22 protein-coding genes are annotated in these 14651 nt (G+C 44.1%); 1 reads left to right on the top strand and 21 read right to left on the bottom strand.

Translation table 11 applies throughout. The annotated features are described in order from the left end of the window. Nucleotides 1-15: 15 nt before the first annotated feature. From LACPH_RS02570 to LACPH_RS02525, 10 genes are all read right to left on the bottom strand, one after another. Complete coding sequence (locus tag LACPH_RS02570; protein ID WP_306387231.1) at nt 16-1218, bottom strand: phage major capsid protein; 1203 nt, start codon at nt 1216-1218, stop codon at nt 16-18. A gap of 41 nt (nt 1219-1259) precedes the next feature. Beyond that, nucleotides 1260-1889, bottom strand: coding sequence for an HK97 family phage prohead protease (locus LACPH_RS02565; RefSeq protein ID WP_306387230.1), 630 nt, complete (start codon nt 1887-1889; stop codon nt 1260-1262). Next, entirely contained in the window at nt 1843-3096 is a 1254-nt protein-coding gene (locus LACPH_RS02560) for a phage portal protein (RefSeq protein ID WP_306387229.1), read from the bottom strand. The genes LACPH_RS02565 and LACPH_RS02560 overlap by 47 nt, the downstream gene beginning before the upstream one ends. A 5-nt stretch (nt 3097-3101) precedes the next feature. Next, nucleotides 3102-3293, bottom strand: coding sequence for a hypothetical protein (locus LACPH_RS02555; RefSeq protein ID WP_003661399.1), 192 nt, complete (start codon nt 3291-3293; stop codon nt 3102-3104). Between the two features lie 11 nt (nt 3294-3304). After that, nucleotides 3305-5017 carry a terminase large subunit gene (locus tag LACPH_RS02550; protein WP_306387228.1) on the bottom strand — a complete coding sequence of 571 codons (1713 nt, stop codon included), beginning with the start codon at nt 5015-5017 and terminating at the stop codon, nt 3305-3307. 21 nt (nt 5018-5038) lie between these two features. After that, nucleotides 5039-5494, bottom strand: coding sequence for a P27 family phage terminase small subunit (locus tag LACPH_RS02545; protein ID WP_306387227.1), 456 nt, complete (start codon nt 5492-5494; stop codon nt 5039-5041). 203 nt (nt 5495-5697) lie between these two features. Continuing rightward, entirely contained in the window at nt 5698-6498 is an 801-nt protein-coding gene (locus LACPH_RS02540) for an HNH endonuclease (RefSeq protein ID WP_306387226.1), read from the bottom strand. Nucleotides 6499-6648: 150 nt separating this feature from the next. After that, nucleotides 6649-6966, bottom strand: a complete 318-nt coding sequence (locus LACPH_RS02535; RefSeq protein ID WP_306387225.1) for a hypothetical protein — start codon at nt 6964-6966, stop codon at nt 6649-6651. Nucleotides 6967-6968: 2 nt separating this feature from the next. Continuing rightward, nucleotides 6969-7292 (bottom strand): thioredoxin domain-containing protein, encoded by a 324-nt coding sequence (locus LACPH_RS02530; protein WP_306387224.1) that lies wholly within the window; start codon nt 7290-7292, stop codon nt 6969-6971. After that, nucleotides 7285-8433, bottom strand: a complete 1149-nt coding sequence (locus LACPH_RS02525; RefSeq protein ID WP_306387223.1) for a GcrA family cell cycle regulator — start codon at nt 8431-8433, stop codon at nt 7285-7287. The genes LACPH_RS02530 and LACPH_RS02525 overlap by 8 nt, the downstream gene beginning before the upstream one ends. Nucleotides 8434-8839: 406 nt before the next feature. Here LACPH_RS02525 and LACPH_RS02520 point away from each other — a divergent pair, with 406 nt between their 5' ends. Next, nucleotides 8840-9058, top strand: a complete 219-nt coding sequence (locus LACPH_RS02520) for a CsbD family protein (protein ID WP_025013983.1) — start codon at nt 8840-8842, stop codon at nt 9056-9058. Nucleotides 9059-9289: 231 nt separating this feature from the next. Here the strand turns inward: LACPH_RS02520 and LACPH_RS02515 are convergent, their stop codons facing one another. The 11 genes from LACPH_RS02515 to LACPH_RS02465 all read right to left on the bottom strand — a co-directional run bounded on the left by LACPH_RS02515 (nt 9290) and on the right by LACPH_RS02465 (nt 14637). Then, on the bottom strand, nt 9290-9997 hold the full coding sequence (locus LACPH_RS02515; protein WP_204149130.1) for a hypothetical protein: 708 nt from the start codon (nt 9995-9997) through the stop codon (nt 9290-9292). A 311-nt stretch (nt 9998-10308) separates the two neighbouring features. Next, entirely contained in the window at nt 10309-10752 is a 444-nt protein-coding gene (locus tag LACPH_RS02510) for an ArpU family phage packaging/lysis transcriptional regulator (RefSeq protein WP_306387222.1), read from the bottom strand. 349 nt (nt 10753-11101) lie between these two features. Continuing rightward, a complete protein-coding gene (locus LACPH_RS02505) occupies nt 11102-11389 on the bottom strand; it encodes a hypothetical protein (RefSeq protein WP_138117718.1) in 288 nt (95 codons plus the stop codon). After that, nucleotides 11386-11778 (bottom strand): YopX family phage-derived protein, encoded by a 393-nt coding sequence (locus LACPH_RS02500; RefSeq protein ID WP_306387221.1) that lies wholly within the window; start codon nt 11776-11778, stop codon nt 11386-11388. Before LACPH_RS02500 ends, LACPH_RS02505 begins: the two co-directional genes overlap by 4 nt. Continuing rightward, entirely contained in the window at nt 11775-12158 is a 384-nt protein-coding gene (locus LACPH_RS02495) for a DUF1642 domain-containing protein (RefSeq protein WP_138117716.1), read from the bottom strand. The genes LACPH_RS02500 and LACPH_RS02495 overlap by 4 nt, the downstream gene beginning before the upstream one ends. Then, complete coding sequence (locus tag LACPH_RS02490; protein ID WP_306387220.1) at nt 12148-12276, bottom strand: hypothetical protein; 129 nt, start codon at nt 12274-12276, stop codon at nt 12148-12150. The genes LACPH_RS02495 and LACPH_RS02490 overlap by 11 nt, the downstream gene beginning before the upstream one ends. Further along, nucleotides 12269-12823 carry an NUMOD4 domain-containing protein gene (locus LACPH_RS02485; protein ID WP_306387219.1) on the bottom strand — a complete coding sequence of 185 codons (555 nt, stop codon included), beginning with the start codon at nt 12821-12823 and terminating at the stop codon, nt 12269-12271. Before LACPH_RS02485 ends, LACPH_RS02490 begins: the two co-directional genes overlap by 8 nt. Then, nucleotides 12816-13337, bottom strand: a complete 522-nt coding sequence (locus LACPH_RS02480; protein WP_306387218.1) for a DUF1642 domain-containing protein — start codon at nt 13335-13337, stop codon at nt 12816-12818. Before LACPH_RS02480 ends, LACPH_RS02485 begins: the two co-directional genes overlap by 8 nt. Beyond that, nucleotides 13334-13444, bottom strand: a complete 111-nt coding sequence (locus LACPH_RS02475; protein ID WP_306387217.1) for an acetyltransferase — start codon at nt 13442-13444, stop codon at nt 13334-13336. Before LACPH_RS02475 ends, LACPH_RS02480 begins: the two co-directional genes overlap by 4 nt. A 23-nt stretch (nt 13445-13467) precedes the next feature. After that, nucleotides 13468-14046, bottom strand: coding sequence for a hypothetical protein (locus LACPH_RS02470; RefSeq protein WP_306387216.1), 579 nt, complete (start codon nt 14044-14046; stop codon nt 13468-13470). Nucleotides 14047-14055: 9 nt separating this feature from the next. Beyond that, nucleotides 14056-14637: a site-specific integrase gene (locus LACPH_RS02465; RefSeq protein ID WP_306387215.1), complete on the bottom strand. Its 582-nt coding sequence runs from the start codon at nt 14635-14637 to the stop codon at nt 14056-14058. Nucleotides 14638-14651: the final 14 nt, after the last annotated feature.

Genomic DNA, 14651 nt, shown 5'->3' with positions numbered 1-14651 from the left:
TCACTCCGTCAGGCGTTACGCTTTTGGGGCATACGTTAAGAAGTACCCTGCCTTTGCGTCAGCAACAGATACACCAAAGCGCATTCCTGCTTGCAAGTATTGGCCGTAAATCTGATCATCAATCCACCGAACCATGAAGTCTGCGCGGTTAGCAAACAGAATTGCCCGCTTGATGTCACCCAAAAAGGCGTGTGCTTCGCCTGCTGCACCCAACGTGTCGTCAGATACAACAACAATCGGCATACCAAGAACGCTCTTTCCAGACGGGGTCAAGATGCTATCTTGTAGCAAGTAGCGACCATTGCCATCTTTAGCCGTGTCCAAGAAATTGTAGAAACTCTGTGAAGCAATCATTACACGAGAATATGCAGGGTCTAAATCAACGTTATTGATATGCTTCAAATCATCAACGGAGGTAATGCTCTTTGGAGTGAATCCCTTCAGCAAGTTCGTAATAGCACTGTTGGTCGTGTTGACCTTGATTTGTTGTGCATTTTGAGCAATCAAGCCGACCAAATCAATCGCAGAATCATCAATGGACTCCTGCGAAATTGGCAACGATTCCCGATAGGTTTCCACGGACCAGTTGACAGGATTGAAATTAGGCTTAGCCATTGCCGGGTTCTTTTCCAGTTCAGCAACGGTTGCCATCTTGGTAGTGGCATTTGCAATCGTTGGATAAGTTCCCTTTTGTGTTGAGGCTTGGAAGACATTAGTGAATGGTTTCAGGTCGACCACTGTCTGCAATTCACGCTGTGGTGTATTGATAATAGTTTCTGGAATGGTCGAGGAAGCATCTGCAGACTTGACACCGGCATTTACCGCATCACTAGCATCAGCAGGATCAGCTCGTAAAACTGCAAATGTACCAACATCAGTCTTTTCAAAGTTGACACCTTCTGTATTACGGCCACGAGTATGCAAATAAGCATTAAGTGCATCGCGATAGCTATGCTCTTCCGAATGGATAGGCTTCTTCCCACTCGGCTGTTCATTGCCTTTCAACGCAGCCTCGTATAAGTCACGTTTTTCTTCAGGATCTTTGATCTCTTTGCCAGCTTTATCATACTTGGCACGAACACCTTCTGCCTTCTTCAGGCTTTCCTCTGAATCTTCACCTTCAAGTAAAGAACGAAGTTCTGCCTTCATAGCTGGCAACGCTGAACGTTTTTCATCAAGTTGCTTTTTAACAGCAGCTAATTTTTCATCTAAAGTCATCTAGTGACCCTCCTTATTTTTTGTATAAAAACAGACATCTATTATTCGATGCCTTTGAGTAAGTCCTCTTTATTCAATTGATAAAGCATCTTGCGCCGCTTAATTTCCCATTCTGGAAGCTGATCTAGCGCTTTTATCTGTTCCAACGATCGTGCTCCGACCTTTACCTCAGTATCCGGATACGCTGGCGTGGTTACTGGAGAGACATCGAACAGATGATCAATGTTGTTGATCGTGCGCTCGTATTTAACCCCTCGTTCGCTTGACTTTTGCCACTTTTGCGCGTCTTTGTCTGGCGCAATCGTAAATGCAAAGCTTGACTGATTGATAATCCCTTGCCGGACGTTTTCGAGTAAGTCGCGACCGAGTTGTGTATCTGGTGGCGTCAACGTATATTTTAGCCCCGTTTCATCAACCGCCAGCTCTAAATTGACTCCCGTTCGGCCTAACACTTGGTTTTTGTCATGATTAAATAGCGCAACAACGTTACTCATGTCCGTATTGTCAAGTGCGTGTGGGTCAATGTGTTCGCGGAAACTCAGCTCGCCACTGCCCATAATCTCGGATTGTCTGTCGAATTTAAGGGCATACCCCTCAATAACGGCAGGATGATTATCATCCCCATCACGAATTTGCATTGGCGTTGCTGTCATTCGCAGTTCCTTTGTCATTAGCATCACCTCCCTTCAGTTGCGATGCATGTTCAGCTTGGTAAGCTTCTTTCTGGTCAATGAAAACAGTATTCAACGTTGACTGGATCCGATCCATGTTCGGATCTTTAAGCGGCTTGCTGCCAAGCTGCGCCCTACCTTCGTTGCCAGTCCAAATGCCGCCGTCAATTGCTAGCTTGACATCAGAGATTGGCAATCCATTGACGGCTTTAGTATCAAAGCCAATGCGATACTGATGGCGCTGATTGTCATCAAGCAACTTCAACTCAAACTCACTTGTAATCGGCTCAAAATAAAACGGCAGATCATTGCGAATGTAGTCATCAGCCAACTGCTTCACTGACTGGTTCGGGCTGTTCTGCGCCAACCGATATGCTGGCACACGTAATGCTTTCGCAATCTGCGCGGTCGAGTAATTGTTGCTGTTAATTAAGTTTAGGACATTGGTATCGACCTCCAATGGCTGATAATCCATTGTTGAGTCAACCACGATAGGCGATCCAGCATCAGCACCTGCCTGTGCCCTTTCAAAATCTTCACGAATCTTCTGGCGTGCTTCGGCAGACAGACGGCTCTCCTTTGCTTTGATAATTGAGCCTTTCAAGCCGCTCTTGAAGAACTTCTGTAATGTTGAAACGCCTGACTCCTGAAGTCCAATTTCATCACTAAGCGACAACAGCGGTGAGCGCCCCATGATTGTGTCGTATGAGAAAAACTTCCAGTGAATGACGTCATCAAATCCACATACTTTTTGCATACTAGAGTTGTAAGGCGTGAAACGGTAGATAATGTTATCGGGGTCGCTTGTGTCCACCTGCGTCTGTGATGGGGCATAGAACTCAAACATCGCTGGTTCGTTGGTTATCGGATCGCGCACAATACGCGAATAAGCATTGCCAGTCAAAATCGCATTGACCATCATGGAAAATTTCCACTGATAAGCCGACAGCCGCTTATTTACCTTCGTATTCATCAAGTAATCAATATTGTCTAAGTCAACAACCTCATCGGTTGATCTGTCCGTGATTACTAGCGGGAAACGACTAACATCACCAGATACAATCGATACAGCCGTAAGCACGTCAGAGTTTTGCAAGGCAGAAATGCCAAGGTATCCGCCTCGAAATGATGGAATTACCCCAGAATCGAGCAAATTATCTGCCCAGTGAGGGTCCACTTCGGTTGCCAATCCTCGAAATAGCTTCATTCATCTCACCTCCCTTCGTTATCAGGAAGCAACAGAATAAAGGCGAGAACAAACAACAAGCCGCCGCAAACCATGAATCCAGTAGGTCTATTGATTAAAAAAGCCCCATATCCGGCTAAAATGAAGCCTAAAACAGTGGCAATTCCAGCCATATTTGCGCCAAGAATTCTAAAAAAGTTAGCTAGTTTTCCATTCACGTTATCACCTCCTAGAAGCCAAAATCATCGCTGAAGACACGCTCATCGTCCAAGTAGTTGTCCAAGTCTTCCTTGAACGCGATGGCATAAGCATCAAGCGTGGCATCAATCATGTCTATTTTGTTAGCATACTTATTCTTATTAATACGGACGCCGTTATTGTCAGACATTAGAACCGCGTTCATTGCGGCGGCCTGCATAATGCGATTATCTGAGTGCTTTATGCGACCGCCTATAACGTCATCGCGGAACTGCTTAGTTGGCATTGACAGTGTCATCGTCCCTTGTCGTACCTGTACCATCGGCCACTCAGGATGATTCTTCTCAATTGCCGTTAGAATTGGTCCAAATTGATAAGGGTCGTACATGATGCCTTGAACATCTAAGTCATTACGTTCAATGAAGTCTTCGAGCCATTCATATACCCGATCGTTGTCGATGATACCTGACTCTAAGCTGCTGATTTCTCCTTCGCCGTGTTGTTCAGCAGCCAAGTAGTCAATCCGATCTGTCTTGATTTTGTTATCAATTCCGCCTTTAGAAGCGACAAATGCATAACCATCGAGCCACCACCAGCCTTCTTGCGGGATTAACCAAGTAATGGCAAAAAGGTCGCTTGTACGACCAACATCAATACCAATCCAAGCTCTTTTGCCGCGAATATCAGGCTTTTCACTCAATTCAGCATCCTTCCAAGCATCGAAGTCTAAATAACTATCTTCAGTCGCTTGCCGCCAAATGTTGAAATTCTTGACCAGTTTTGCATTTAAACTGCCATCAGCACGAGCTTGAGATAGCTTTGTGGTCAAATAGTCGGTGATCTGATTATGCACAATGTCAACGTCAAGTAGCGGATTCGATTTGATCCAAGAATTTGGGTCATCAACCTCTTGCACGTTGTCTTGTTCAGCAATGAATGCAAAATAGCGTTCTGCCGTTACTTCGCCTGACAACACCTTTTTGGCATATGGATAATTTTGTTTAAACATCGGCACATTCATGTCGAATCCAGCCGTTGAAATGATGAACGTCAAATAACTTGGCAGTAACACCTGCCCTGAGGCAAGGGTTTCAATCATGTCTGTTGTTTTAGCATTGGCATATTCGTCAACCACAGCCACGTGTGGTTCATAGCCATCGACAAGTCCTGTATCACGAGAGAATGAGCGAATTGTTGATCCGTCGTCTAAATTGACAAGTTCATCTCGCGTAATCTTAACCATTCGTTTGATACCAGGGTCTTTCCGCATGAGTGCACGTAGTCTGTCTTTGACCATTCCGAACACAATTCCAGCCTGCTTGCGATCATTAGCAGCGGTATATAATTGCCGTTTGTTGGCTGGATTCTTTCCGAACAGAAACTCATACAGAATGACGCCAGAAATCAAAAGCGACTTACCGTTTTTTCGTGCCATCGAAATGAACACATCGGTAAATCGCCTTATATTTGAATCATCTTTATCAACCCAGCCATATATACTGCCAATAATGAATTTTTGAAACGGTGCTAATGGTTGTGGTTTCCCACTTTTTGGTTCTGGCAGAATCTCCATAAATTTAACAGCTTTTCCCGCTAGATTTGGATCATATCGCCATCGCCAATCTGTTCGTTTCAAGTCTTCTTGATGCCGTTTCACCGCAAAATTAACTGCCTTAGAGGTAATAAGACGACCGTCCAGCACACGTTTTATGAAATTAGGCATTGGATCCTTAAATTTTGACAACCAGCATCACCTCCATCACGGTCAGCCAAAAGTATCAATGATTGAATCGTTCTTCTGTGCTTCGGTCTTAGGCATGCTCATCTGCATCCGGCTATTGACATTAAGACCAAGATCACTGGCTAGACTTTTAATATTTGCTGTGGCTTTATTCAAGGTGCTAATGTACGCATAATATTCATCTTGATCTCCATTCTTTAAAGCCAATTTCATGTTGACCGATGTGTTTTTGTAAACCGAATACCATGTACAATAGTTTTCCAACTCGGCGCGATCGAGATTTCTAAGTGGTAAGGTACCCAGCGATTCAATGATTCGTTTATATTCTTGCTTGGCGATTGGATCAAGATGATTTGGAGGCGTTACTTGAAGTTTTGGAATTCCGTCTTTTGCCATCAATTCCGCGTGTAATTTGGCTTCTTGCCGTTCCTTGGTCAAATCACCTTTAGACATTGCCAACACTTTATATTTTCCAGCCATTCCCCACTTCACCTCCTTATATCTATATAAAATGGGCTTCATTTACCCCTGACGCCTTAGAAATCGTTACAATTTGGGGCGCAAAAAAGAGGCCGACCGTTCTTCCGTTTCAAAAAATGTAACCCCCGATAAAAGTGAAGGGGGGTATGGAGGATTTCAGCCCGTTTGTTTTCCCGACAAATTTCTTTCAAAAATTCAATTTTTTAATTTTGATTTTTTACTTTTTTGAATTTTGCAAATTTGTTTTCTGATTTCATTTCGTCAAGTTTGTTCATCGCTTTGATGAGTTGACTCACATCTCGACCTTGCTTAGACAGTCTCTGCATGCATGTGTCTCGGTCAGTATCGATGAGTATGTGTTCGACATCTCGACTAGCAAGCAATGTGTCTAGCTTCTCATCTGGATATGTCATGACTAACCATACATGGTCAAAGGTCTGCTCTGCTTTAAGCTTCCGCAGTATCAGCTCATAGATTAGCTGCACATAATCATTGGCATCTATATTGCCATGATGTAATGGCAAGCCTGTTAACGCCGTCATGAGATGGTCGTAATCATAGACGAGGTCATGCTGTCCTTGATGCCGCTTGACGTATGTTGACTTGCCACTTGCTGGATAGCCAACGATTACTGTAATCTTCATGGATCGATGTTGTCCCTTCTTACGCTTGGTTGTCTCACGTCTCGTCTTCCAATAGTGGCAATCCTTGCATAAAGCCTGAAGATTATCCGCGTTCGTGCGGTCTTCCCAGTCATCTTCGCTTGGAACAATATGATCAACTAATGAGGCTTCCAGTCCACAGCGTTGGCATAAACTGTTGTCTCTAATCAATATCTGCTCGCGCAATTGCTTCCATTCATTACTGTGATAGAACCTAAGGTAGTCCGACTGCTGCTCATTCCGCACACGGTTGTACTGCCTATCCGCCTCCGATCTAACACGAGCATTGGCATCAACCAACTGTGGTCTGCCATTTATAAAGGCGAGCTTCTTACTTGGCATGGGCATCTCCCGTATACGATGTGTTAGTCATGTCTACCCTTCTCATGTAATCCGATGACGATTGCCATGCGATCAAGCCGAACAGTTTTGCCAGCACGAATATTAGTGTGAGCAGTAATAAAAAATTGCACATGCTAAATCGTCTCTCGATTAAGACAATATGATTGTCGAATAGGAACCGTCAATGTTTATGCCAGTAACATCCCATCCAGCAGTCGTTAGTAAGCTGATTACTTCATTAACGACTGCTGGATTATACTTGGAAACGCCAACTGAGATTGGGGATGTAGTATTAATTCCTTGATTAATGGCTTCGTTAACTTCGGCAATCAGACTGTGTTTGTATTTCTTAGTTGCATTGGCACGAGTTGGCAGGGATCCTTCCATTTTTGGTAGCACTGGTGCTGGTGGAGGCAACTGACGGTGAGACAATTTCCTGCTTTGGCCTTTAGCATTATCGAATAGCATGTCTATCCCTCCGTGTATTGTTTGATCTTGTCAACCCGCAAGTCGCACCATTCATCATGTGTGCCGTCTGCCTTGTAAATTGTTACTACTGGCATTGATCGATAGCCTAGTTTGCGGAACCGCTCGTAGTCGTCCGCGTCTGCTGTGATGGTTTGTACTGGCATGACACGTGACAGCCTGAATACTGTTCGCCGGCACTTTTGGCAGTGCGGCTTCGTGTAGATAATTGCTTGCATGTGTTTCTCTTCTCTCGATAATTCTTCAATGATTGCTTGCTCGGTTTGCGAAACATAACCGTAGCTAACACGTTTCATTCCATTAGACATAGTAGATCGCCCTCGTATCATGATCGCTGTATTCGACCAGCTCAAACGTTTTGTGAGCAACCACGCCGAGATCATCTGTCCACTTATCCGTCGGTTTCCTAGTCGACACTTGCCGCTGAATGAAACCTCCAAGGTCGCGAGACATTTCGCTATGCATGTGGCCAGTAAACAGCTCGCGGTTCTGTGCCGTTCCCAGCATGAAACCGTATGCGTCTAAAAATTTCGCAAGGTAGTTGTTCTTGCCCTTGTCTCCGTGGGTCGCGCCAATGAAATTTCTTCCCAGCATGGCCGCTTTGTAATGATTCAAATCGATATCCCAAGTGATATTCGGCTGGTTGCTGTAGGCGCGTTTCAATAACCGTGCGAACATATATCCGACTGACGGGTCGTGGTTACCGGCACAATACATGACCTCACACTCATTGGCGTTCTTGATAATTGCTTCAATCAACGTCTCGAAGTATTGCTCCATTTCGTTCACGGTTTCGCCTAAGTCGGTTGTTTCGAGCTGTGTACCCTTAGCTGTGGTCGAGTTGATATTGTCAACGTGAGCCAGATCACCGCCCAGAATGAGCAATATTTTGGCGTAGTGACCACGTTCAATGATTTCTAGCTGACGCTTCAGAGATTCAGCATAGACATCAAACGTGTGACCGTTGAAATGTGTATCAAACGCAGGAATGACTAGATAGCGATCTGATTCCACAAAAATAGGAGCCTTAGCTTGGTATGGCTCCTTGTGTGTGATGATGTCATTCATCAATGATTCGTATTGTTCTGCTTCAACTAACGGCCTGATTTGTATCTTGCTTTGATACAACGTTGCTTCAGGCGTCTGCTTCCAGAAGTTGCTTGTGGCACGTACAAGCTCCCACTTGGTGTAATCGTACCCATGAGCTTCCAAAACCTCTCTAGGCGTCATTTTGTGACCCCTGACAACCTTTAGAATTGTTTCACTGGACTGCGTTCCATCTGAATCGTATTCATTCTTGACTGGCTTTTGAAACTCGATCCCAAGCCGTCTTGCTTTGCCTTGAAGCGCATCATAGCTAATCCCTAGCTTGTCGGCTGTCTCTCGTCTGGTAAAGCCTTCAGAGGCGAGCTTCTTAATGTCACCGATCTGTTCATCTGTCCACTGCATCTACTCGCCTCCGAAAATATAATGACCGTGAGCAGTTTGATGACGCTGCTCACATTCTCATGAAGAACTTCCCGAGTTCTTAAGCCCTCGGATTCGGCCCCGAGAGCTTTTTTGTTGCTTAAAAAATTTCAATGAGTTAGAATTAAATTGTTCCCAACAGATACTCATTTTCACTCCTCTGTAATACCCTATCTTTAGGCTCTCGGCCCCCAACCGAGGGCTATTTTAGTATCTTCTATAAGGAATGTGCTATTATGTAACCGTGAGCAGTGGCCTTTCTCCTCCAAGTCAATTGTCATTGCTCACTCCCATAATTGCTGGCCCTCAGTTAATCGCTCAGAGGGCCTTTTTTGTTGCACTTTAGATAAGCTTATATGATAATTGATGTTAAAAGGAGGTAATATCTATGAGTTTAGATGGTAAAGTCGACAGCACCAAGGACAAGATCTCCGGTAAAGCTAAAGAAGTTGAAGGCAAAGTAACGGGTGATAAGGCTCGTGAAACACAGGGCAAAGCAGAAGGAATACTTGGCAAGGCCAAGGAAAAGCTTGATGATGCCAAAGATGCTGTTAAAGATACATTAGATGATGTGAAAAACAAGCTCAGCACAGATAAGAAAGACTAATTAACTGGCCGGCAAACTGCCGGCTTTTTTATTTCCTTTTTAAACCTGTACAAATCCGGTACAAGAGCTTTACGCATTTGATAAACTCACCTGCTATACTGATCTTGCAAGGCAGGTCACCTTGCAATCACACTTACTTCCTCATGTGTGCCTTCAGCTTGGGTAGCTGGAGGTTTTTTTGTTGCACAAAAATAGCACCTCACCGGTTGGCGGAGTGCTCAATACATTGGTTTAATTCTGAATAGATATCTTTTCGAACGTCTTACTTAAAGTTTCGGTCAGCTCAAACAATTCATGAATGGTATCAGCCATAGTGCCATCTGCTACTTTCCAATTAGATTTCACTATCCACATATTGGGCGCAGGGAAGTCAAGGAATCCAGCACTACGTAAAACATTTTGTAGCTTGACAGTTATTTCAAGAACATCATCATTCATAACAGCAATATAGCGCTCTTGATACTCTCTCAGCGCCTTTTCCATTATTGAGCAGTAATGGTATGAAATTCCTTGGAAGTTGTAATGTTGATCAGCCGCATTAACAAAATGGAATGTCCGCATCGTATTAAAGAAGGCATCTGTCAGGTATTTGCTGGGATTAGTTAAAATGTTTTGAAATATTTCATCGTCATTTCTTGTTGGATCATACACGCTATTATCAACAACCAAGGCTGTCAAATTCATTTTTAAAGTAGCAATCAGCCTTGGGTTAGTTTCTCGCGTTATCTTAGCAAAGCGTTGCCGATCGCGAGCCTCATCCCGTTCAGCAATTATTTTATCTAGTATTAACACAGTAATCACAACCTCCACTGGAAACCAAATCATATTCTCAAACATAAATCCCCATACCGATTTGCCTAATGGGCTAATTTTGCCTATTGCTCCACTGATCATGCAGATTAATGAAAATGTAATCAATTCCCTTATATACTTTTTCACAGATATCACCTCAAAAAAATAGTACCCCAGCACGAACTGGAATACTACATTGAGGTGATATCTAGTGCTTCATATGTCTGCTGCTCGCTCTCCCAGTGTCAGATGGGGTCATCGCAAGCTGTGTCCGGTCGCTAAACTGGACAATGTGGCATGCGGGAATCGAACCCGCCTGACTATCTCGGCCAGTCCTCATTGCCACGCCTTGCCACAGCTTTATCATCACTGAGGCTCAGAGGAAAAACGCGGTGTCTCAGGTTTCTCACCTTTGGCACAATACCATCATAAGGCGGAAAAGCGTGTTTTTTGTTGCATCATTGTTGCACGGATGTTGCAACTAGTTTCACTAGCGGACATATTTCAGCAAAAGCATAGAGAGCTTCTTGTGTTTGTCGCCAAAGGGTCGTTCGGTCAACATGCAAGTGGTCGGCTAACTGAAGGCTGGATTTACGTGTCGTCTTTGGAGTCAGATAGCTCTCAACTAAAATGATCCGGTAGTTTTCATTCTCTAGAGATTCAATGGCACCTTCACAGCACGCTATATAGTACAGCTCGTCAGCGTGCGATACGAGCTTGTCCTCGGCTTTATTTCCATAGCTAGGTGACTTGGGCATGCCGTCCATCACGGGGCTTCTGAGCGCTATTTTGGTGCGTTGAGCGAGCCGCTTGTGATGCCAGTAGTTCTCCAAGACCTCTTTGGCGTTTTCAATTGTTTTGTCATGATCAATTGGGCTAAAATATCTCGTTACTCGCACCACTGCGTCCACTCCTTATGGTATAATTAAATTTGTAAAAGTTTGGGGGATAAGCGTGCCTTCGTGGTGCGCTTTTGTTATACTGTATGTGAAGATGGTGGCTTAAGTTCCATTATTCAAAAGGCATGTATTGCATAAAAGTCCCTGTCTTCCACCCGTCGCTAATCCGGCGGTTTTTTGTTATACTGTCTTCGGAGGCCCACTCCAAAATGATTATTACCCTAGGTTCAATTTACACACTGGCCTCCGGCGCGTCCCTAATCAGGCGCGCTTTTTGTTTGCGATCATTTTCCTCTTTTCCAGTTAGCCCACGCCCATATTGCAGCACCTGCGATGATCAATATAACGGCAATCATTGCTTTCCCTCCAGCCTGCGTCCGCACATCGGACAATAATTAATCACGATTGGATCATCGACCTCAGCATTATCAAAGCCAACAGCTTCGCATGTGTGTATTGCTGCACCGTTTATTTTTTCAGGCTCGATTCTATCCCATTCATTTCCACCAGTCATACCGATTCGAAGGAAGTTGCCAAGTTCTGATTCAATGAGCTTATGTGGCTCATGACAATATGGACAGTTTTTCTGGTTCTCCGTAAAGGGGGTCGAATTCGACCCCTTTTCCACTTTTTCAATCATTGCTTTCCCTCCAATAGCTCTTGGTTTTCAAAGATGTTGCCGATGACCTCGCAGTCTTTGGTTAGCCTTTGCCAAATACCATTTCCTCCATTGTCAAGCACATATCCAGCAGCATATGTTTCATAACTAACCGGTGCTACCACAGGTTTACCGTCTTGATTTCGAAGGCCAATATCTAAGATATCGCCTTCATAGATTTCTCGCCCGTTCTTGTCTTTAAGGCCGGTAAACTGCATCAAATGGGCTTCTTCGTCAATTAGTTCAATGCCATTTTTGCCATCATCAGCAGTTACCCAAATACGGCCATCAATATCCCATTCAATATTACTGACTGGATACATTTTGTGGTTGTGACTGCTATACGCTCTGAACTTAATCTCTCGTTTCATTTCTCCGCCTCCAGTTTCACGATTTCCCCGGTTTCCTCAACGCGCCAGACACCTAGCAGCCATGCAAGGGCAAAAGTGTCAGAATGGTAGAATATCCAATCAGCCTCCTCATCATCGACCGCGTGAAAATCTGTGGCATCAATAATCGCTGATCTTAATGTTGATCCCTGTTTCTGCCGTTCGATGTACTCTCCGATTTCCTTGGGAATCACCGGCAGATCATCTGGCAAGGCTGCATCATAACGGTCTTTGAATCTTTCTTCTTTGATTCTGACAAGCTTAAAATCTGGATATTTCCAATTGGCATCTGGCATAGTTTCATCAATTTGCCATTCGTCCAGAACTTCATCGAAAACGTCCCGCTTCGTCTCATTGCTCATCGTCAGTCACCTCCCACTGACTCAATGGTTCTTCCTCAATCTGCGCATCTAGCTCGCGTAACAATCCAAGCGCCATTGCAAGGTACCAGAATCGGTCCTCCTTCATCTGACTACTCATCGCGTACCTCCAATAATTTCCATCCTTTACACGTCTTGTGCTGTCTCGCGTGATGCAAAGCGTCACTGATAAACCCGGTTGATGTTCCAATTACTGATGCAGCGTGCCTCATAGAATTGAAAGTGACCTTAATTCCACTTGGGCTTATCCCATAAAACGGCTTTTGCAATTTAGCAGCTGTACGTTCAATTCCATCTCCGTAGTGTCTGTTGTATAGCGGCGTGCAATATTCCAAATTTTCAACGTGATTGTTTTTTCGGTTCATATCTTTGTGGTTGACCCATAAATCAGACGGTCCAAAAAATGCCGCTGCAACTAATCGGTTCACCCGGTATGCTTTGCGCTTGCCTTGCTTAGACAAAGCAACATACAAATATCCGCAGTTGTTCTCATGTTGCTTCATCATTTTGCCCGCACGTCTCTCGGCACAAATTGATCCGGCTGCTGATTTCTGAATGATTGTTCGTGGCATAGATCTAACTCGTCCTTTGCTCGACACCTCATACCAGCCTTCAAATCCAACTACTGGTCTCCATTCCTCAGTCATCGCTATCACACCAGATTTTCTCGCAGTCTTGCAAGCCGTAATGCTCGATCTCTGCTTCGGTGAACTTCATGGCATCATATTTATCATTGGCAACAAAATCATTAACGCTGAGTCCACCATCTAACTTTTTCCAGTAATAAAAAGACGTATGTGGCACCTTGACGTTGTATTCCTTCTCCTTTGCCACGGTGTAGCCATTGGCATAAGCGTCCATCAGTAGCTTCTCCAAACAATAGGAACTACCAGTATGGTCAGAAATATAGGATGCTGGAAATTGAGACTTGTTTGCACCTTCAACGATTTTGGCCTGTTTCTCGCTTAGCACTACTTTTTCAGGTTCCTCAACGAGCGTGACAACGTGACCACCATGCTCATTTGCAGTAAACGTGGCTAAGTTTCTTCCGCTAGTAGTAGGGCACCGTGTTGCAGCTAAGCTCCAGAAAATATCATTGTCTGAAAAGTCCCAGTATTTGCCTTCGTCATTCTTTACCGCATACAGTTTTAATTCGCTCATTTTTCGTCCTCTACTTTCGTAAGCTTGTACATAATTCCTTTAATATCCACATAAACCGGTTCACCGGTCGCTTGGCTGATGTAAACATCGTCTACTTCGGTTTTCATTGGTCGGCCTCCGTTACATTCATTCAGCGTTGTCTGTATATAGCACGTTTCTGCTCTGGCATACCGGATCTTTTCGCCGGTGGTAGAACTCCTTTGAGACGCAATCTACGAATCTTAGCTTGAATGGTGCCAACGTTTCGATTTAATATTTTCGTCAATTTGTCGTAATTTGCTGTCACGCCAAAACTGTCAAATTCGATATTGTTGATAAGGAGTAATAAGTCTGATTCATTCCATTTTTTTACCAGCATAGGGCCCTGCTTTCGGCAAATAGATTCAATGCCGTATTTGGTTCTGCCCATCATTTGAGCTATTTCTTCGTGAGTATGTGTTGATCGAAGTTTCATGATCATTTGCTTTTCTCTTTTGCTATAGAAGCTTCCATACTTTTCTATCTGGTTTTCTTTGCAAAACTTCGGCAATTCGCCACGAGATCTGAGCTTATTTGCAGCGTGTTTAACGCCCAGCACGGTTCTCCCAAACATGTCGGCGAGTTCTTCATAGTTGAGGATGGCATTTGTATCAGCTGCCATAATCACTTCATCTTTAAAGCGATCAAGTTCTTCAGGCGTCCAATTTTTGTTTACTCTGTCTTGTTTCATATCATTACCTCACAAAGCGGCCATTAATTGTCCGATCTTTGCATCTTCCGAAGTCTCTGTATCTTTCAACAAATGGATATATACCTTCTGGGTTGTCAGCGAGCTAGAATGGCCTAACCGTTTTGCGACGGCCTGTAAGTTGATGCCTTTGCCAATCAGCAACGATGCATGTGTATGCCGCAATCCATGCGCCGATATAACGGGAACGCCAGCATTCTCACAATGACGTTTCAAGATGTCATTAATGGTCTCGTTGTATATACGCTTCCCGTTCGGTACAAATATCGGCTTATCTTTCGGCAAATTTTGGATCAGCATTGCAAACTTCGCTGCAGTTTTGTAGTCAAGCGCAATCGTTCGCACAGATGATTTATTTTTTGTAGGGGCAAACTTACCTGTAGCGCTTTTGTAATCCCAAGTTTTGTTAATCCTTAGTGTCAAAGAGTCCAAATCGAAGTCTGCCGGTGTTAGCCCGAGAGCTTCTGCAAATCTCAGTCCCGTCTTGGCAAGCAGTAAAATCATGTAATCGTAATCTAGCTCTTTTCCCAAATTGAGATCTTGGAGAAGTTTTTCTAATTCTTCTGGCTGCAAAAACTTAATCTTGT

The sequence above is a fragment of the Lacticaseibacillus parahuelsenbergensis genome, assembly GCF_030770265.1.
GTDB lineage: Bacteria > Bacillota > Bacilli > Lactobacillales > Lactobacillaceae > Lacticaseibacillus > Lacticaseibacillus casei.
This window is presented reverse-complemented; position numbering and strand designations above follow the sequence as displayed.